Raw genomic sequence first — 19,739 nt, forward strand, 5'->3', positions numbered from 1 at the left:
CTACGGTTACGATGCCCGGTTACTCTTCCATCGCCTGGCGTATTTGCTGCAGCGCCGCCGGATCGTCAAGGGTAGTGAGATCGCCCGGATCGCGGCCTTCACAAATCGCCTGGATCGTGCGGCGGAGCATCTTGCCGGATCGGGTTTTCGGCAGTTGCGAAACAAACCAGACGTGAGCGGGACGTCCAAAGTTGCCAATCTGACTGTCCACCAGCGCCATGATTGCCTTCTCTTCCGAATGCGCCACGTCCGGATCTTCGAGGCTATCGCTCTGTTTGGGAATGACAAACGCCACCGCCACCTGCCCTTTCAGCGCATCTTTCACCCCCACTACCGCCACTTCCGCCACGTTCGGATAGCTGGAGATACTCTCCTCGATTTCCCGCGTGCCCAGTCGATGCCCGGCGACATTAATCACATCATCCGTACGTCCGAGGATGAAGTAGTAGCCGTCGGCGTCGCGAATCCCCCAGTCAAACGTGGCATACACCTGACGGTTAAACAGCGACCAGTAGGTATTCACAAACCGCGCGTCGTCGCCCCAGATGGTCTGAATACAACCGGGTGGCAACGGCCCTTCGATGACCACCATCCCCTTCTCGTTGGCACCGCAAGGTTCGCCGGTTACCTCATTGAGCAACTGCACGTTATAGCCGTACATCGGCACGCCGGGGCTGCCGAGGCGCGATGGACGGTCATCCAGCGCACGGGCCAGCGCCATAATTGGCCAGCCGGATTCGGTCTGCCAGTAGTTATCGACCACCGGCACACCCAGCGTTTCGGTCACCCAACTTGCGGTCGGTTCATCCAGCGGTTCACCCGCCAGATAGAGCACCTCCAGTGAAGAGAGATCGTGATTGCGGATCTGCGCGGTTGGAAACTTCTTCAGCACGCGAATGGCGGTCGGTGCCGAGAACATCCGGTTGACCTGATATTTTTCGACGATTTTCCACCACACGCCGCAGTCCGGATACGTCGGCAGCCCTTCATACACAATCGTTGCCATCCCCGCTAACAGCGGCGCATAAACGATGTAGGAGTGCCCCACAACCCAACCGATATCCGACGCGCAAAAAAACACGCCGCCCGCTTTGCCGCCAAAAATGGTGTCCATTGAGGTCGCCAGTGCCACCGCATAGCCACCGACGTCTCGCTGCACGCCTTTAGGTTTGCCGGTGGTGCCAGAGGTATAGAGAATGCAGGAGGTTTCGTTGGACTCCAGCCACGTCACCGGCACCGTGGCGCCGAGATGCTGCTGGCGCAGAGTGGCAAAATCGAGATCGCGACCGGTCACGCGCGCCATTTTCGCCAGTCCCCGGTCCACCAACAGCACTTGTTTCGGCTGATGCTGCGCCTGATCGATAGCCTCATCGAGCAGCTTTTTGTAGGGCAACACTTTACCGCCGCGCGCTCCCGCATCGGCGGAGACAATCAGCACCGGCTTCGCGTCATCGATCCGCGCCGCCACGCTATGCGAGGCAAAACCGCCGAACACCACCGAGTGGATCGCGCCAATCCGTGCGCAGGCCAGCAGCGTGATATGCGCCTCGGCAATCATCGGCATGTAGACCAGCACCCGATCGCCGCGCTGCACGCCAAGCGATTGCAGCATCGACGCCACCACGTTCACTTCGTCATATAACTGACTGAAGGTGAAGGTGCGCTCCTCTTCGGTCTCGGATGAGACGGCGATCAGCGCCAGCGCATCCGGTTGTCTATCCAGCCAGCGGTCAATGGCGTTATGACACAGGTTGGTGGTACCGCCGCAAAACCAGCGGGCAAACGGCGGATTGCTGTGGTCCAGCGTGCGGGTAAACGGCTGCTGCCAGTCGATGCGCCGGGCCTGCTCGGCCCAGAACGCCTCCGGTTGCGTAATGGAACGCTGATAAAATTCGCTAAAAGACATAACGCTCTCCTGTTGAACTTACGCCTGATGAGGTGGGCTCTAGATGACATAAAGGTCCATATATTCATTGACCGGCATCTGCTCCAGGCGAGTTCTGTCCAGGGAGACATCCAGGATGCGCTGCTGTTGGCGGGCCGGGAACTGACGCGCCAGGTTAATTTTGAATTTTTCGATAAGTTTAGGGATCCCATCGGTACGGCGACGCGCGTGACCAATCGGATACTCCACCGCCACCTCGTCAAAACGCGTGCCGTCGGTAAATTCAAGAGTAATGGCGTTGGCGATGGCGCGTTTTTCCGGGTCGTGATAGTCCGCGGTAAACGTCGGATCTTCAAAGCAGTTCATCTTCTCGCGCAGGGAATCGATACGTTTGTCCTGCGCCACATCGTCCTCATAGTCTGCCGCCGTTAAGCGTCCGAACAGCAGCGGGATCGCCACCATGTACTGAATACAGTGGTCGCGATCGGCCGGGTTATTCAGCGGCCCCTGCTTGTCGATGATGCGAATGCAGGCTTCGTGCGTGCGAATGGTCACCTTCTCGATATCCGCGGCGCACTTACCTGCCGCCTGCATCTGTGCGTACAGGGTCATTGCCGCTTCGACCGCCGTCTGAGAGTGGAACTCCGCCGGGAAAGAGATTTTGAACAACACGTTTTCCATCACGTAGGAGCCGTACGGACGCTGGAAGCGGAACGACGCCCCTTTGAACGAGACATCATAAAAGCCCCAGGTTTTCGCCGTCAGCGCCGAGGGATAGCCCATCTCACCGGTTTTGGCCATCAGCGCCAGACGCACCGCGCGCGAGGTCGCATCGCCTGCCGCCCAGGATTTACGCGTGCCGGTATTCGGCGCATGGCGATAGGTGCGCAACGACTGCCCGTCGACCCACGCCAGCGAAACCGCATTGAGGATCTCATCACGCGTCAGTCCCAGCAGTTCGGCGACCACGGCGGTGGAGGCCACTTTGACCAGCAGAACGTGGTCAAGCCCCACGCGGTTAAAGGCGTTTTCCAGCGCGATACAGCCCTGAATTTCGTGAGCCTTGATCATCCCGGTCAGCACCTGTTTCATCGTCAGCGGCGCTTTACCCGCCGCGACCGCGTTGCGCGACAGCCAGTCCGCAGTCGCCAGGATCCCGCCGAGGTTATCGGAAGGATGGCCCCATTCCGCCGCCAGCCAGGTGTCATTGAAGTCGAGCCAGCGGATCATCGCGCCGATGTTAAACGCGGCCTGTACCGGGTCGAGCTGAAATTGGGTACCCGGCACGCGCACGCCGTTGGGTACGACGGTTCCCGGTACAATCGGGCCCATCAGTTTTTTACAGGCCGGATACTCCAGCGCTTCCAGACCGCAGCCCAGCGTATCGAGCAGACAGTAGTGCGCGGTGTCATATGCCACCTTCGAGGTGACTTCGTAGTTCATCACGTAATCAACGATATCAACGATTTCACGATCGAATTCCGGGCGAACATTCATTACTTGAGCTGACATTAGCGATATTCCTGTTTTTTATCGTTTGAAGGAGAATTAGTTACGCTGATCCAACGCGACAAATGCGCGGTCTTCCGGGCCGGTGTAATTGGCGGAAGGACGGATAATTTTGTTGTCCTGGCGCTGCTCGATGATGTGCGCCGCCCAACCGGTGACGCGGGCGATAACAAACAGCGGGGTAAACATTTCGGTGGGAACACCCATCATGTTGTAGGAAACCGCCGAGAACCAGTCGAGATTCGGGAACATCTTTTTCGTTTCCCACATTACCGTTTCCAGACGATCGGCAATGTTGTACATCTTCAGCGACCCGCCTTCTTCGGAAAGCTGTCTCGCCACCTTCTTAATGACCTGATGGCGCGGATCGGCAAGGGTGTAGACCGGATGACCGAAACCAATCACCACCTCTTTGTTTTCCACGCGTTTACGAATATCGGCCTCGGCTTCGTCCGGCGTTTCATAGCGCTGTTGAATTTCCAGCGACACTTCGTTCGCCCCGCCGTGCTTCGGGCCACGCAGTGCGCCAATCGCGCCAATAATCGCCGAATAGACGTCGGAGCCAGTCCCGGCAATCACGCGGCTGGTAAAGGTGGATGCATTGAACTCGTGCTCGGCGTACAGCACCAGCGAAATGTGCATCGCTTTTTCCCAGCTCTGCGACGGCTTTTCGCCGTGCAGCAGATGCAGAAAATGGCCGCCGATGGAGTCGTCATCGGTTTCTGGCTGGATACGCTCGCCGTTGTGGCTGTAGTGATACCAGTAAAGAAGAATGGAACTGAGCGAGGCCAGCAGCTTGTCGGCGATATCACGCGCGCCGGAAACGGTATGCCCCTCTTTTTCCGGCAGCGTACAGCCCAGGGCCGATACGCCAGTGCGCATGACGTCCATCGGATGCGACGCCGCCGGCAGCGCTTCCAGCACGGTACGGACATTGGCCGGTAATCCACGCAGCGCTTTGAGTTTGATTTTGTATGCCTGAAGTTCGTCACGGGTCGGGAGTTTTCCGTGAATCAGCAGATGCGCCACTTCTTCAAATTCGCACTGTTGGGCGAGATCGAGAATATCGTAGCCGCGATAGTGGAGATCGTTACCGCTTTTGCCAACGGTGCATAGCGCGGTGTTGCCCGCCGGTACGCCGGACAGCGCGACGGATTTTTTAGGCTTAATGACATGGGTATTATTTTGCAGGATCGTTGTGTCGCTCATGTTGTCCTCGTCATTATTATCATGTGTAGGGTATTGAGGGTTTTCGTCCAGGCCTGATAAGGCGTAGCCGCCATCAGGCACTGCCGGATGGCACTGCGTTTATCCGGCCTACGGTTTCAGGTTCAGGGCATCCCGTTGTGTAGGCCAGATAAGGCGCAGCCGCCATCAGGCACTGCCGGATGGCACTGCGTTTATCTGGCCTACGGTTTCAGGTTCAGGGCATCCAGCTTCTCTTCGTACTGGTAGTAATTGATGCTTTCGTACAGTTCGTTGCGGGTCTGCATAATGTCGATAACGCTCTTTTGCGTCCCTTCCTGGCGCAGCACGTTGTAGACCTTTTCGGCGGCCCGGTTCATGGCGCGGAATGCCGAGAGCGGATAGAGCGCCATTGCCACGTTAGCGCTGCGCAGTTCGTCGGTCGTGAACAGCGGCGTGGCGCCAAATTCGGTGATATTAGCGAGAATGGGAACCTGGACCGCATCGGCAAACTGGCGGTACATCGAAAGCTCCGTGATCGCTTCCGGGAACAGCATATCGGCGCCCGCTTCGACATAGGCCTGCGCACGATCGATCGCCGCCGCTAAACCTTCTACGGCCAGGGCATCGGTACGCGCCATGACAACAAAGTTGGGATCGGTACGGGCATCCACCGCCGCACGAATGCGATCGACCATCTCTTCTTTCGACACGATCGCTTTATTCGGACGATGGCCGCAGCGCTTGGCACCGATCTGATCTTCGATGTGTAGCGCCGCCGCCCCGGCTTTGATCATCGACTTCACGGTGCGCGCGACGTTAAACGCCGAAGCGCCAAAGCCGATATCGGCATCCACCAGCAGCGGCAGCGGACACACGTCGGTGATGCGGCGAATGTCGGTCAATACGTCATCCAGGGTGGAGATCCCCAGATCCGGCAGTCCCAGCGAACCGGCCGCGACGCCGCCGCCAGAAAGATAAATCGCCTGATACCCGGCACGCTGGGCCAGCAGCGCATGGTTGGCGTTGATGGTGCCGACAATTTGTAAGGGGTTTTCTTTGGTGAGTGCAGCGCGAAACGCCTGACCCGGAGAATCCAGAGACATAGTCCATCCTCGTGTTATCAACTTGTTACTTACCGTTGATTCACATAAAGCAAGGGCTATGCCAAAGGCTGTTTGCGACTGGTTATTTTCAATAATCTTATATATAACAACAATATAAGATGTTTTATGTCGCGATGCGCAAAAATAAACGTGTCAGCTAACGTTTCATGAAACGCGTGCTGTTGTTTCATTGCAACATTTATGAAACAAGGCTACACCCAATACTCTGTCCTTTTATTTTGGGTTGGCTATGGCGACGACAAATCTTCCTCCGCGGGTGAATGATGACAAACCGGTTATCTGGACGGTCTCGGTAACGCGACTGTTCGATCTGTTTCGCGACATCAGCCTCGAGTTCGATAACCAGGCGACCATCACCCCAATCCAGCTCGGTTTTGAAAAGGCGGTCGCCTATATTCGTAAAAAGCTGGCGACCGAACGCTGTGACGCGATCATCGCCGCAGGATCTAACGGCGCGTATCTGAAAAGCCGTCTGTCGATTCCGGTGATCCTGATCAAGCCCAGCGGTTTTGACGTCCTGCACGCGCTGGCAAAGGCTGGCAAACTGACCGCTTCCATTGGCGTGGTCACCTATCAGGAGACACTGCCGGCGCTGATGGCCTTTCAAAAAACCTTTAACCTGCAACTGGAACAGCGCAGCTATATCACCGAAGAAGATGCACGGGGACAGATCAACGAACTGAAAGCCAGCGGCATTGAGGCGGTGGTCGGCGCGGGGCTGATAACCGATCTGGCGGAAGAGGCTGGCATGACGGGTATCTTTATCTATTCCGCCGCCACGGTGCGCCAGGCCTTCAGCGATGCGCTGGACATGACTCGCCACACCCAGCGCCGTCACGGTCATTACGCGTCCGATCAGGCGCTGCGTACCCGCTATGAACTGGGAGATATTCGCGGCGAGTCCGCGCAGATGGAGCAGGTGCGCCATACCATTATGCTGTATGCCCGTTCACCTGCCTCTGTCCTGATACAGGGGGAAACCGGCACCGGGAAGGAACTGGCGGCCCAGGCCATCCACCGGGAGTTTAGTACGCGTGCAGGCACGCGTGGCGACAAGTCTGCACATCCGTTCGTCGCGGTAAACTGTGGGGCGATTACCGAATCTTTACTTGAAGCGGAGTTGTTCGGCTATGAGGAAGGTGCCTTCACCGGGTCGCGACGCGGCGGCCGTGCCGGGCTGTTTGAAATCGCCCACGGAGGGACGCTGTTTCTCGATGAGATCGGTGAAATGCCGCTGCCGCTGCAAACCCGGCTGCTGCGCGTACTGGAAGAAAAAGAGGTCACTCGGGTGGGTGGACATCACCCCATTCCGGTGACGGTGCGGGTGATTAGCGCCACCCACTGCAATCTGGAAGAGGAGATGAAACGAGGGCTGTTTCGTCGCGATCTGTTTTATCGCCTGAGTATTTTGCGTCTGTCGCTGCCGGCTCTGCGCGAGCGCCCCGCAGATATCCTGTCGCTGGCGGAAGGTTTTTTAAAACAGTCGCTGGCCGCGCTCTGTGTGCCGTTTACCGAGTCGGTGCGCGCCGGACTGGCGCAGAGAGCCTGCGTTCTGTTGCACTATCACTGGCCGGGGAATATTCGCGAGTTACGTAATATGATGGAACGGCTGGCGCTGTTTTTAAGCGTTGAACCTATGCCACAGCTGGATGAGCACTTACTACAGCGGCTGCTGCCGGAACTGGCAGAGATTGAAACGCCGTCATTCCCGGTATCTTCAGCCACACCGCAGCAGGTACTGGTGCAGTTCAACGGTGATAAACGTGCCGCAGCTCGCTATCTGGGGATCAGCAGAACCACCTTCTGGCGACGCCTGAAGGAATAAATTGTCGGGTGGCGACGCACAGCGTCCTGTCCAGCCTACCACCCAGAACAGACCGGAACCACCCGACAACCTTACGAATTACTTCTTCTTGTAAATATTGGCAGTGCCATGAATTTTGTTGTCGGTTTGACCGGAGGTCAGCACAACCACATCAGCACCTTTTTCCTCTGCTTTTTTCAGCAGATCTTCTTTCGCATCCTGAGTTGATGTTTCATTGCTGGTATTGATGTTACCAATCAGGGTGTACTGCGACTCTACCTTCTCAAACTCAGCCTTTGTTAACAGCTCCGCTGCAAACGCATTTGTCGCCACAAAAGCCAACGCAGCAATCAAGACTTTATATCCAGTTTTCATAGTAAAGCTCCAGGTTATGTTATGACGCTATCATCACCCCTGAATCCATGCAGCGGTTCAAGGATGATTAATAACTAGTTCAGCTTCCAGGAAAAATCCAGGCCCTTTCCAGGATATATTGCTTTTGTGGTTTCAACCTGCTCAGTACGCTTTTCACGTTCGACGGTAAAGTTAAGTCAGTCTGTTTACTATAAATACGCAGACAACGCTGCCCTCTGTTTTTAATCAATCAAAAGATGCTAACTCAGTATGAATAATCCTGTTCAGACCCCTTTCAATTAAGATTATTATTAAAAAATCTCAGAATTATTGGTAATAATCTTAATATCAACAGAAAACTCCTCAGATAAATACCAATATAAAAATTGATATTCATCAAGCCAATGATAATTAGCCAGTATAAGAATCCGAAAAAAAATTATTACCGCACGTGATTAACAACGTTAAATAGATAACCAGATTGACGTTAAACCTACGCATCCATTAAGCCCGTCTTATCGAATACCTCATCTATCTTATTGTTTTTTGCTTTAAATTCGCACAATTCCTGGGCGGAGGGTAAAAAACAATAAATATTGATAATCAAACAATTAGCAACCATTTGCACATTTTCAGCCCATTAACGACAGTTAATAGCCTCAGCCTATCGATACTTCATGCAAGTCGGTGGCAAAACGATTACGCCATTTCCCTCGCGACAAATAACATTAATAATCATCAGCTCCTTATTAACATGAGCAAATCCACGAATGGCCTAATATTCAAGGTTGGCCTTTTTGCCCCTCCATTTAATTAATATTCGAATCTTAAGGAAGAGTCAATATATGAAAATAAATACAATACACCCCCCTGGATCACTATTAGCCATTGCTATTTCAATTGCCTTAACACCCACAGCAATGGCTGATAATAGTATTTCTCCACCAACGGGTGTGGGTGATACCGTCATTATTAATAACGGCCAAAGTATTACGCTTTCCGCGACGGAAAATACCGATCCCGCATGGGATAACTTCAGCAGTCTCTGGGTCGGTAATAACTCTGACGGCTCGCTGCTGATCGATGGTCGGGATATCGCCACTTCCGCCGGTATGATAGGTAATGGCGCGAACGGCAGCGTGACGCTGACGAATGGCGCAACCTGGACGCTGGACAATCTGAATCTGGTGCTCGGGACCCATGATGGTTCAGGAACACTGCTGGTGAGTAACGGCAGTAAAATCAGCGGCATTGATGAACTGCGCATTGGAGAATATGCCGCAAATGCACAGGGGACGGTCACCATCGACGGTGCAAATTCGTCTGTCTCATCCGCCTGGAGCGTGGTCGGCGATCAGGGGCGCGGCAACCTGGTGATTACCCGCGGCGGCACCCTCTCCTTAAGCGAACACATGAACATCGGCTACGTCGGCAATACGAGCAGTACCAGTCGTAATGGCTATGGAGTAACCCTGGTCGACGGTGAAAACTCGCGACTGGATGTGACAAAGGGCATTTATCTCGGCGGCTTCGACAGCACGGCATCCAATGACGCCACCGGTATTCTGACCGTCAGCAATGGCGCAACGGTCAGCTCAGGTAGCTTTATCTGGCTGGCGGTGGGGCAAGGCAGCACCGGTATCCTGAATATCGGCGGGGCGAAGGGAGAAGCGCAACAGGCCGCGGGAGCGTTGGATCTGCCGTGGATTTACCTTGGCAACACCAGCGGTATGAGCACGGCAGAACTCAACTTTAACCACAACAGCGATGACTTCGTGCTCTCGGCCAGAATCACGGGCGTTGGCGAAGTGAACCATTTCGGCTCGGGGACAACGACGCTTACAGGTGCCAACACCTACCAGGGCCCGACCCACGTCGCGAACGGCACGCTGCGCGCTGGGGTAGAAAATACCCTGAGTGCAAGATCGGATTACCGCGTGGACAACGGCGCGCAACTGGATCTTAATGGCTATTCGCAGACGCTGAACTCGCTGGAGCTGGCAGGCACGGCGACGCTCTCTTCCCCGTCGCGGGTGAAAGCGGCCTTTAGCCCAACCACGTTAACGATTAACGGCGATTATACCGGTAACAACGGCCTGCTGGCCTTACGCACCGTGCTGGGTGATGACCTTTCGCCGACCGATAAGCTGGTTGTGAAGGGTGATACCCACGGCACCACGCGCGTCAGCGTCAGCAACGCCGGCGGTAGCGGTGCCCCGACGATTGAAGGCATCCGCATTGTCGACGTTGAAGGCGCATCTAACGGAACCTTTGTGAAAGAAGGTCGTATTGTGGCGGGCGCATATGACTACGATATAGTGAAACGAGATAACCAAAACTGGTCTCTGACCAGTGTGGCATTGCCAGGACCGGTCCCCCCAACCCCGCCGGGCAACCCGAAAGAGCCCGTCGAACCCATGCCTCCAACAGCGGAAGGCCCGCATCAGTATCGCCCGGAAACCGGCAGCTATCTGGCAAACACCCTTGCCGCCAACACGCTGTTCACCACCCGCCTCCACGATCGTCTGGGTGAAACCCAGTACACCGACGCGTTAACCGGCGAGCAGAAGGTGACCAGCCTGTGGATGCGCCACATCGGCGGACATAACCGCTTCAAGGACGGTTCCGGGCAGATAAGCACCCAGAGCAACCGCTATGTGCTGCAACTGGGCGGCGACATTGCGCAATGGAGCACCGACGGTCTGGATCGCTGGCATCTGGGTCTGATGGCCGGTTACGCCAACAGCAAGAGCCGCAGCCATTCCAGTCTGACCGGATACACCTCTCGTGGGGAAATCAGCGGCTACAGCGCCGGTCTGTACGGCACCTGGTATGCCAACGACACCGATAAAACCGGGGCTTATGTTGATGGCTGGATGCTCTACAACTGGTTTGACAACACCGTCTCCGGACAGGGACTGGCGTCTGAAAAGTATGACTCAGACGGTATCACCGCGTCTGTCGAGACGGGCTACACCTGGAAACTGGCCGAATTCAGCGAACGTAACGCGCTGTATGTTCAGCCTAAAGCCCAGGTCACCTGGATGGACGTGCAGGCCGATACGCACGTTGAGAAAAATGGTACCCGCGTAGTGGATAAAACCGACGGTAATCTGCAAACGCGCCTGGGTGTGAAAGCGTACCTGCAGGGGCATAACGCGATAGATGACGGCAAAGACCGCACCTTCCAGCCGTTTGTCGAAGCCAACTGGATCCACAACACGCAGAATTACAGCGTACAGATGGATGACATCAGCAACGACGTGAAAGGCACCCGCAACATAGGTGAACTAAAAGTGGGCGTTGAAGGCCAGCTTAGCCAGCGTCTGCAACTGTGGGGCAACGTTGCCCAACAGATTGGCGACAACGGTTACAGCGATACGCAAGGCATGTTAGGGCTGAAATACAGCTTCTGACCCTCTACCACCCGTGGCAACGCGGGTGGTTTTCTTCCCCCGCCTCTCCCTTTGTGATCCCATTCGCATCCCCCAGGTTTTGTGATAAATAAGATGAGGTTACTTTATCTGATTCAGGGAAATGTGGTTTATGGAACCTCTGCACGCGGTTTTCCTCACCGTCAGCCTGTTCGTCTTAACCTTCTTTAACCCAGGCGCCAATCTGTTTGTGGTTGTGCAAACCAGTCTGGCCTCCGGACGACGCGCAGGCGTATTAACCGGTCTGGGTGTGGCGTTAGGTGACGCAATCTATTCCGGGCTGGGACTGTTCGGCATGGCGACGCTGATTACCCAGTGCGAAGCGGTATTCTCGGTGATCAAAATTGGCGGCGGCGCGTATCTGCTGTGGTTTGCCTGGAACAGCATTCGCCACCAGGCCACGCCGCAAATGCCGACGCTTCAGCAACCCGTTAGCGCGCCGTGGACGGTGTTCTTTCGTCGCGGCTTATTGACCGATCTGTCGAATCCACAAACCGTTCTGTTTTTTATCAGTATCTTCTCCGTGACGCTGAGTGCCGACACGCCCATGTGGGCGCGGATGATGGCCTGGGCCGGGATTGTGCTCTCTTCAGTTATCTGGCGCGTCTTTCTGAGTCAGGCCTTTTCATTGCCAGCCGTGCGTCGGGCATACGGCAGAATACAGCGCGTCGCCAGTCGAATCATCGGGGCAATTATTGGCCTGCTGGCATTACGCTTAATCTATGAAGGAATTACCCATCGCTAACCCCCCTCCCCCTGAAATAAAGTAGTTTCAGGGGACAGTATTTGCCTTCGTCATTCCCTTTGCTGTAAAACATTATTAATCAAAAAAAACAACCACGCTCTTTTAAATAAATTTAATACAGAGAGAAATGGGGTTTATTATTTATCAAATAGCAAAATGGGAACAATCCGATGTTAAAAAATAAATCACTCCTTTTATTACCGCTTATTCTTACCGGCTGCACAATGAGTGACAGCGACATGCGTAAAGCCTATAGCAACCACTACCAGCAGCCGGCGGGCTACGTGGCGGTCTATAAGGAAAAAATCGCCGGGATGGACAGTGACGCGCTGGCAAAATATGCAGCAGCAGAAGAAAAGAAAAAAATGCGTGGCCAGTCCAGCGTGAAAATTGATGATTACATTACGGCGCAAAACATTCAGGCCAAAGGTCAGCGCGTGGTCTTCGATTATTCGCTTTCAGAGAAATGGTTAGCGCTTTCTCCGGCACAACAACGCGAAAAACAGAAGCTGATGGAAAAAGATTTAATATACCGTACCTGTTCACTGGAGACGGTAAAACTGGCACAGGAAAAAGGACTGGCAGAAGAACATAACTATTACAGCCACTATCCCGAGACGATCGCCTTTACCCTGCGTACCAGCGGGCAGATCTGTATCAATAATGGTTTTGCACGATAATCTCCCTCACCCTGACAACCATGACAGGGCGAAGGACCAGACGCATTATTCTTCAGCCGAGTGAGGGGACAGGGCATCAGTAGCGTCTCCATACGTGCGGATTACTGGGGGCTTACACCTGTCTGCCGCAACCGAACTTTACCGGGGATGAAGTTGAGTCGTTGTTTTAGTGTTATTGATTGCCGGATGGTGCTGGCGCTTATCCGGCCTACACTTACCACTTGTAGGCCGGATAAGGCACAGCCGCCATCCGGCAATTCACATCAGAACGACGCTTTAATTCCGATCATCGCGGAGGTATCGCTGTAGCCCTTATCGCCCATCTGCTGACCGATGTTGCCCCACAGAGCGATGTTCTTCGTCAACTGGCCTTCAACACCGGCTTTCACTTCGCCAATATTGCGCGCACCCTGCAGATCCACGTTTTCACCATTCATTGAGACGCCAAAGTCTTTGCTGTTGTGGATCCAGTTGGCTTCCACAAACGGCTGGAAGGTGCGGCCTTTACCGTCGTCGAGCGGGTTATGACCCTTGCCGAACAGACGCACGCCGACGCGGGTCTGGATGTTGCCATCACCGTTACCTTCCACGCGGGTACCGTTAACTTCTTTGTGCTCGTCGGCCTTCACGCCCATCCAGGTGACCTGGGCTTTAGGCTGGATGTACAGCGCGTTACGCTCGCTGATGTCCGCCAGTTTCCAGGTGTAGCCGGATTCCACAGAGGCGGTGAAACCTTTAGCGTCATACTCTTCTGACTCCACACCGTCGCCGGAAAGGGTGTTATCAAACCAGCTGTACTGTGCCCAGGTATCGACATACGCGCCTTCACGGGTCGCGTTGTCCTGAAGCCAGGTGCCGTACAGGCCAATGCTGTAACCGTCGATGGCGCTGCGCGCACGGTTGCCGTTACGCTGATTTTCAGCACGGGCTTTCTGGTTGGCATAGCCCGCCATCACCCCCAGATGGTAGCGGTCGGTGTTGTCGGAAGACCACTGCGCAATATCGCCGCCGAGTTGCATGACATAGCGGTTGGCCTGCAGGTTCAACTGGGCGCTGCTGTCGTGCTGACGGGTATGCCCGCCCACGTTGCGCAGCCACAGGCTGGTGACCGCGTCTTCGCCGGTCAGTGCGTCAACGTAATGGGTTTCACCCAGACGATCCTGCAACCGGGTGTTGAACATCGTATTCGCCGCCTGCAGGTTCATACCGTACAGACCGGCTTCCGGACGCACCGCGTGTTCACGCGGCGTCGGGGTCGGAGACTGCGGCTGAACCGGAGCTTGCGGTTCGACCGGATCCTGCGGGTCTACGGGATCAACCGGGTCAACAGGCGTTACCGGAACCACCGGATCTGGCTGCTCTGGCGGTTCCGGAGACAGCGCACTGCTCAGGAACCAGTTTTTCGCCTGCGTGCCTTCGCCACGTTGCAGGGTGTAATCATACGCACCCGCAATAATACGCCCGCTCTGTGTGAACTCACCGTCGGAGTTGCCGCCTACGCTAATCAGTTCAATACCCTCCGTCGTGAGACCACCTGCCCCACCCGCGTTCAATACCTTCACGTTAGTGGTGCCGGAGGTGTTACCCGCAATAACCAGGCGGTCAGTTGGAGAAGTATCATCGCCCAGTTGGCTGTTCATCACGATGTTACCGTTAGTCCCGGTATAATCACCGCTCACGGTCAGGGTTTTGAACGTTGTGGCAGCACGCGTCAGCTGACTGGTACTCGTGACTGGCGCCATAAAGTTCAGCGTCGCGTTGTTCAGCGTCAGATTTGTCAGGCTGGAGTCGCCAGTCATATCCCAACGACTGTGGCTGCCGTTGAATGCCAGATCGATAATGCCGCTGGATACCTTCTTCGTGCTGCCGTAAAGGTAGGAGTTATCGCCGGTGTTAATATTGACGATGTGATTGCTCTCGGACTGAATATCCCCCCACGCCTGGAATTTATTGTTGTTGCTGATATCGATGGAACCATAGATAGCGAGTAAGTTACCCTGCGCACTCTGCACACCCTGCAAACTTCCCAGCGTGACATCACCGAGGATTTTAGCATTCGCATTACGCACAAGTTCAACCCGGTTACCGCCCTCTGACTGCACATTCAGCGTATTGAAGGTCATGTCCTCCACGCTCACGCCCTGAATACCGTACAGATTGGTTGTATCATCCCCGGAAACCGCGATATTCAGGTTGTTGATTCTGACGCTGGCCTCTTCGCTTCCGTGAAACAGTGCGCCAATGACGGTCGCATCACCTTTCGCCCGCGCCTTAATGTTAAGGTTATCCATCGTAATATCCGACAGTGCCCCCAACGACGACAGCCCGGTAATCAAGCCAAAATCGTAATCCGTTGCGTTATCAGTGACATCAATATTGACATCATTAAAGTTGATTATATTCGCTCTGGCTGGCAGCGATACGGAGTCACGATGATCCTCCAGCACCAGGCCTTTAACACCATCTTCCGCTGCGTCCGTCGTAATCTTGATTTGGGTTGTACCCATAATATCGGCATTGCTGCTGACGTTCATCCCTTCCAGGTAAACCGCCGAGGTGGACTGCAAATCAACATTCACATTCCCCGTGATCCTGGTGCTCAGCCCCTTTAGTTCCAGCGCTTCCACGGTGGTCGTCCCCACGTCGCTGGAAGATTTGTTATCCGCGTATTTCACGGTGATGTTTTCCGCAGTGAGGGTCGAGTCTCTATACGCGACAATAGCTGAAGACATAATGCTGGATGAAACAGTGACCGGGGTGGTAATCGTTAAATCAAACAGGGTGTCGCCGGTTAACACAACATTCGCCGCGTCATTGACGTAAAGACCAATCGTCGGTACGCCAGACTGTTTAATCGTTAAATCTTCAGCCTTAAGGCTACCACCGTAAACTCTGACGGCATCGGCGACAGAACTGGATAACGTAGAATAATCGATAGATGAACCTTTACCTAAATCCAGATCCCCAACGGAAACATACACGCTCGATCCGGTATTGCCTGCCGGGCTGACCATGTCAATTTTACCGTTGACCGTGACGCTGGCACCTGTCGCCCCGACGCCAATGTAAGAGACATCAGCACCATCGGCGACCTGCACGGTTCGTTTGTCGACAGGAACCGAATCAGTAATCGAAATGCGTTCCGCTTCCGCATAAACAGGAAGCGATGACGCAGAAAGAATAGTACTTAACAATAATGCGATTTTATTCGGTTTAAACCCGAAAGACAGAGAGTATTTCATAATAAGCCGTTCCCTACTTAAAAGAATATATTTGTTTTTTTAGACTTTACAGACACAGACAAACGCCACTTAAATTAAAAAGGCTGAAATAATCCCGTCAGTAGCATTTAATAAACAAATGATTTCCGATTTGGCTATTTTCCCTCCAATATATAATCTTCTCAAATGAAATAGTCTTAAGCGTGACTCAGATAGCTAATCTAATAAATAACGCAAGTGCAGCATATAACGCTTTAAATAATCTTAAATTTAGAATATTACACCACAAAAAGAGCAAGCGATGAGATCCTTAAATAATATAAGAAATAATCACATGGATTATTGAGGATGGCGAGGGTGAATGTTTACTTATTGTGAAAAAAACCGGCGTATTTAACGCCGGCGGAGTGAGAGACGGATAATTATCGATCAGCCATTGATGGCGGGTTTCTGCTCAGTTTTCACCTGCGCATTTTCCAGCATGCGACGAACCGGAACAATTAATACGATAAGCACAGCGGCACAAATCAGCAGCGCTATGGAGCAGCGGGCGAAAAGGTCGGGCAGCATATCCAATTGGTCAGCCTTGACGTGCCCACCAATCAGACCCGCCGCCAGGTTACCCAATGCGCTGGCGCAGAACCACAGGCCCATCATCTGACCCCGCATTCTTTCTGGCGCTAACAGCGTCATGGTCGCCAGACCAATCGGGCTCAGACACAGCTCACCCAACGTCAGCATCAGAATGCTGCCTACCAGCCAGAACGGCGACACGCCCGCCCCACCGTTGCTCAGCACGTTCTGCGCCGCCATCATCATCAGGCCAAAGCCCGCCGCCGCGCACAGAATACCGATAACAAACTTGGTGATACTGCTCAGGCGCACGTTTTTGCGCGCCAGCGCCGGCCATGCCCAGCTGAAGACCGGTGCCAGCAGGATAATGAACAGGGCGTTGATCGACTGGAACCAGACGGCAGGAATTTCGAAATCACCGATCATGCGGTTGGTATAGTCGTTCGCGAACAGGTTGAACGAGGTCGGTTTCTGTTCAAATGCAGACCAGAAGAAAGCCGCAGAAACCAGCAGAATAAAGCAAACCAGCAGTCTGGCGCGCTCTTTGCGTGTCAGACCCGCAAACACGAACAGGTAGATAAAGTAAAGCGCCACAGAAGCGGCAATGACGTAGACCAGCATGCTGGCAACGGCGACCGGATTAATGACGATCACCCCCTGGGCTATCAGCGTCACGATAATAGCCACGCCGACGCTCAGCGCCAGCAACCAGCCACCCACGCCGTTTTTCTTCGCCACCGGACTGTTCCAGGTCGAATCAAGCCCCACTTCGCTGTCGTAGCGTTTCATGGAAGGTACGGCAAACACGCGGAAGATAACCAGCGCGACCAACATCCCGATCCCGCCGATACCAAAGCCCCAGTGCCAACCGTGAGATTTGATCAACCAGCCGGAGATCAGCGGGGCGATGAATGACCCCATGTTAATGCCCATGTAGAACAGCGAGAAACCGCCGTCGCGGCGGGCATCGCCTTTCTTGTAAAGAGTGCCCACCATGACGGAGATACAGGTTTTGAACAGACCCGACCCCAGTACGATAAACATCAGGCCGATGAAGAACAGGTTGTCACCCATCCAGGCCGACAGGGCAATAGACAGATGGCCGAGCGCGATCAGGATCGAACCGTACCACACCGCGCGCTGTTGCCCGAGCCAGTTATCCGCCAGCCAGCCACCCGGAAGCGCCGCCAGGTACATGCTGCCAGCAAAAATACCGACAATCGCGGACGCATTTTCACGCGCCAGTCCCATGCCGCCATCGTAGACGGTCGCGGCCATGAACAGGATCAGTAACGGACGAATACCGTAAAATGAAAACCGCTCCCACATCTCCGTGAAGAACAGTGAACCCAGCGGATAAGGATGGCCGAAGAACGTTCGGCTTTCGTTTTTATTAACAGAGGAATGCATAATTTCTCCCGAAATGGTGTGTTGTCTTGCTTGTAGCCACTGAATTACCCGCCGACCATTCATATATCTGGCCGATCATTCACATCCAGTGAAATATTATTTAACCATTTGATAACCATAAGACAGTTTTGTCTAGTGCCAGCCCCGGGACTTTAAGATGAAAACTCGATAGATGTCTAGTTTTGTAGATTTTATGTTTGATCGGAAAGGATAATGATTGACTTTAAAAGCCTGCAAATTATCCCTTATCAATTCATTAATAAACAATGCGTTACCTTTAAATACCATCCCCAAAAGCACGAAAATGATCGCCCCATATCTTTCTGTCTTTTTTTCCTGACTGAGATTTATGAATGATATTCATAGCGGTTATCCCGCTGGCGACCATTATCTCCGGGTGAGAAAACGCTACACTGCATCTCATTCTTCCTGTCCCAACGGATGACGATGATTACCGTTGTCAGCGCCGTAATGGCGCTGACCGCCAACCTGATAACCCCGGAGAAATCATGAACGCACCATTTGAAGGTAATGGCATTTTCCCGAAAGGGCCGAAAAACGAAGCGTATGCGCAATATTTTCAGGGGACCAGCTACCTGAATATGCTGTCCACGCAGGGTGTCAATATTGGCAACGTGGTGTTTGAACCCGGCTGTCGCAATCACTGGCATATCCACCACAAGGGGGGACAAATTCTGCTGGTGACCGGCGGGCGAGGCTGGTATCAGGAGTGGGATAAACCGGCACAGCCTCTGGTCGCCGGAGACGTCGTGAATATTCCGCCCGGCGTAAAACACTGGCATGGCGCGGCGGCAGACAGTTGGTTTGCCCATCTTGCCGTCGAGGTGCCCGCACAAGGGTCTTCAAACGAATGGCTGGAGCCGGTCAGTGAGGAAGCGTACGCCCAGCTCCCCTGACGACTCAGGGGTAGCGCAATGCCTCGATCAGGCGCGCAAAGGCGGGTGGATGCTGTTTGCGGCTGGGGTAGTAAAGATAGTAGCCCGGAAATTCAGGACACCATGACTGCAAAACCTGCACCAGCGCGCCGGATTTGACGTACTCTTCGACAGAATCCTCCGGCACGCAGGTGAGGCCAAACCCGGACAGTGCGGCATCGACGCGTTCGGTGAGCAGGTTTAACGTCAACTGTCCGTCCACCCTGACTCGCAGCGGCTTGCCGTCCCGCTCAAATTCCCAGTGGTACAGACCGCCCGCGGTAGGCAGACGCATATTGATACACCGGTGGTTCTGCAATTCATGCGGCGTTTCAGGCACGGGACGCTCAGCAAAATAGTCTGGCGACCCCACTACCGCCATGCGCATATCCGGGCCGATTTTTACCGCGACCATATCTTTATCAACGCTTTCGCCCAGACGCACCCCGGCGTCAAAACGACCTTCTACGATATCCACAAAACCGTTATCGACCACCAGCTCGACGCTGATTTGCGGCCAGGCTTTGAGAAAAGGTTTCAGCCTCGGCCACAGCAAACTGCGCGTCGCGTGTTCCCCGGCTGACAAACGGATATGACCCGAGGTCGTCCCGTTTAGCTGAATGAGTGCTTCCAGTTCCTGTTCAAGGTCTGCGATACGGGGTTCAAGACAGGCGATGATTCTCTCGCCAGCAGCGGTTGGTGCCACGCTGCGGGTGGTACGGGTCAAAAGCCGCAGGTTCAAACGCTCCTCCAGCGCTTTTATGGCATGGCTGAGGGCCGATTGTGAAACACCAATCTTCGCAGCGGCTTTGGTAAAACTCCGCTCTCTGGCTACAACCAGAAAGATCTGCAGTTCGTTGAAGTTTTCTTTAAGCAT

General features: G+C 54.1%; 13 protein-coding genes. 5 read left to right on the plus strand and 8 right to left on the minus strand.

Annotated elements, in window-relative coordinates; translation table 11 throughout:
- Window positions 1-19: 19 nt before the first annotated feature.
- The 4 genes from prpE to prpB form a co-directional block, all read right to left on the minus strand.
- On the minus strand, window positions 20-1,906 hold the full coding sequence (prpE, locus tag GBC03_24270) for a propionate--CoA ligase (GenBank protein ID QFS73097.1): 1,887 nt from the start codon (window positions 1,904-1,906) through the stop codon (window positions 20-22).
- A 39-nt stretch (window positions 1,907-1,945) separates the two neighbouring features.
- Window positions 1,946-3,397 (minus strand): bifunctional 2-methylcitrate dehydratase/aconitate hydratase, encoded by a 1,452-nt coding sequence (locus GBC03_24275; GenBank protein QFS73098.1) that lies wholly within the window; start codon window positions 3,395-3,397, stop codon window positions 1,946-1,948.
- Between the two features lie 36 nt (window positions 3,398-3,433).
- The gene (gene prpC, locus GBC03_24280; protein ID QFS73099.1) at window positions 3,434-4,603 is read right to left on the minus strand and encodes a 2-methylcitrate synthase; all 1,170 of its coding nucleotides are present in this window, start codon (window positions 4,601-4,603) and stop codon (window positions 3,434-3,436) included.
- Between the two features lie 200 nt (window positions 4,604-4,803).
- Window positions 4,804-5,685 (minus strand): methylisocitrate lyase, encoded by an 882-nt coding sequence (prpB, locus tag GBC03_24285; protein ID QFS73100.1) that lies wholly within the window; start codon window positions 5,683-5,685, stop codon window positions 4,804-4,806.
- Between the two features lie 250 nt (window positions 5,686-5,935).
- Here prpB and prpR point away from each other — a divergent pair, with 250 nt between their 5' ends.
- Window positions 5,936-7,531, plus strand: a complete 1,596-nt coding sequence (prpR, locus tag GBC03_24290) for a propionate catabolism operon regulatory protein PrpR (protein ID QFS73101.1) — start codon at window positions 5,936-5,938, stop codon at window positions 7,529-7,531.
- 78 nt (window positions 7,532-7,609) lie between these two features.
- On the opposite strand, the gene GBC03_24295 is transcribed toward prpR, so the two are convergent.
- Window positions 7,610-7,885, minus strand: coding sequence for a DUF1471 domain-containing protein (locus GBC03_24295; GenBank protein QFS73102.1), 276 nt, complete (start codon window positions 7,883-7,885; stop codon window positions 7,610-7,612).
- Between the two features lie 899 nt (window positions 7,886-8,784).
- Here GBC03_24295 and GBC03_24300 point away from each other — a divergent pair.
- The 3 genes from GBC03_24300 (at window position 8,785) to GBC03_24310 (ending at window position 12,723) form a co-directional block, all read left to right on the plus strand.
- A complete protein-coding gene (locus GBC03_24300) occupies window positions 8,785-11,280 on the plus strand; it encodes an autotransporter outer membrane beta-barrel domain-containing protein (GenBank protein ID QFS73103.1) in 2,496 nt (831 codons plus the stop codon).
- Between the two features lie 130 nt (window positions 11,281-11,410).
- Window positions 11,411-12,043 (plus strand): hypothetical protein, encoded by a 633-nt coding sequence (locus tag GBC03_24305; protein QFS73104.1) that lies wholly within the window; start codon window positions 11,411-11,413, stop codon window positions 12,041-12,043.
- A 170-nt stretch (window positions 12,044-12,213) separates the two neighbouring features.
- Window positions 12,214-12,723 carry a hypothetical protein gene (locus GBC03_24310; protein ID QFS73105.1) on the plus strand — a complete coding sequence of 170 codons (510 nt, stop codon included), beginning with the start codon at window positions 12,214-12,216 and terminating at the stop codon, window positions 12,721-12,723.
- Between the two features lie 263 nt (window positions 12,724-12,986).
- On the opposite strand, the gene GBC03_24315 is transcribed toward GBC03_24310, so the two are convergent.
- Window positions 12,987-15,965, minus strand: coding sequence for an autotransporter outer membrane beta-barrel domain-containing protein (locus tag GBC03_24315; protein ID QFS73106.1), 2,979 nt, complete (start codon window positions 15,963-15,965; stop codon window positions 12,987-12,989).
- Window positions 15,966-16,373: 408 nt separating this feature from the next.
- Window positions 16,374-17,927: an MFS transporter gene (locus GBC03_24320; GenBank protein ID QFS73107.1), complete on the minus strand. Its 1,554-nt coding sequence runs from the start codon at window positions 17,925-17,927 to the stop codon at window positions 16,374-16,376.
- A gap of 509 nt (window positions 17,928-18,436) precedes the next feature.
- On the opposite strand from GBC03_24320, the gene GBC03_24325 reads away from it, so the two are divergent.
- Window positions 18,437-18,844, plus strand: a complete 408-nt coding sequence (locus GBC03_24325; GenBank protein ID QFS73108.1) for a cupin domain-containing protein — start codon at window positions 18,437-18,439, stop codon at window positions 18,842-18,844.
- Window positions 18,845-18,848: 4 nt separating this feature from the next.
- Here GBC03_24325 and GBC03_24330 read toward each other — a convergent pair whose 3' ends face one another.
- Complete coding sequence (locus GBC03_24330) at window positions 18,849-19,739, minus strand: LysR family transcriptional regulator (protein QFS73109.1); 891 nt, start codon at window positions 19,737-19,739, stop codon at window positions 18,849-18,851.

The sequence above is a fragment of the Citrobacter telavivensis genome (assembly GCA_009363175.1).
GTDB lineage: Bacteria > Pseudomonadota > Gammaproteobacteria > Enterobacterales > Enterobacteriaceae > Citrobacter_A > Citrobacter_A telavivensis.

Coding starts and splice junctions, on each gene's coding strand:
- prpC (QFS73099.1), bottom strand. CDS start 4,603: ATGAGCGACACAACGATCCTGCAAAATAATACCCATGTCATTAAGCCT.
- prpB (QFS73100.1), bottom strand. CDS start 5,685: ATGTCTCTGGATTCTCCGGGTCAGGCGTTTCGCGCTGCACTCACCAAA.
- prpR (QFS73101.1), top strand. CDS start 5,936: ATGGCGACGACAAATCTTCCTCCGCGGGTGAATGATGACAAACCGGTT.
- GBC03_24305 (QFS73104.1), top strand. CDS start 11,411: ATGGAACCTCTGCACGCGGTTTTCCTCACCGTCAGCCTGTTCGTCTTA.
- GBC03_24310 (QFS73105.1), top strand. CDS start 12,214: ATGTTAAAAAATAAATCACTCCTTTTATTACCGCTTATTCTTACCGGC.
- GBC03_24275 (QFS73098.1), bottom strand. CDS start 3,397: ATGTCAGCTCAAGTAATGAATGTTCGCCCGGAATTCGATCGTGAAATC.
- GBC03_24300 (QFS73103.1), top strand. CDS start 8,785: ATGGCTGATAATAGTATTTCTCCACCAACGGGTGTGGGTGATACCGTC.
- GBC03_24325 (QFS73108.1), top strand. CDS start 18,437: ATGAACGCACCATTTGAAGGTAATGGCATTTTCCCGAAAGGGCCGAAA.
- GBC03_24320 (QFS73107.1), bottom strand. CDS start 17,927: ATGCATTCCTCTGTTAATAAAAACGAAAGCCGAACGTTCTTCGGCCAT.
- GBC03_24295 (QFS73102.1), bottom strand. CDS start 7,885: ATGAAAACTGGATATAAAGTCTTGATTGCTGCGTTGGCTTTTGTGGCG.
- prpE (QFS73097.1), bottom strand. CDS start 1,906: ATGTCTTTTAGCGAATTTTATCAGCGTTCCATTACGCAACCGGAGGCG.
- GBC03_24330 (QFS73109.1), bottom strand. CDS start 19,739: ATGCTTAAAGAAAACTTCAACGAACTGCAGATCTTTCTGGTTGTAGCC.
- GBC03_24315 (QFS73106.1), bottom strand. CDS start 15,965: ATGAAATACTCTCTGTCTTTCGGGTTTAAACCGAATAAAATCGCATTA.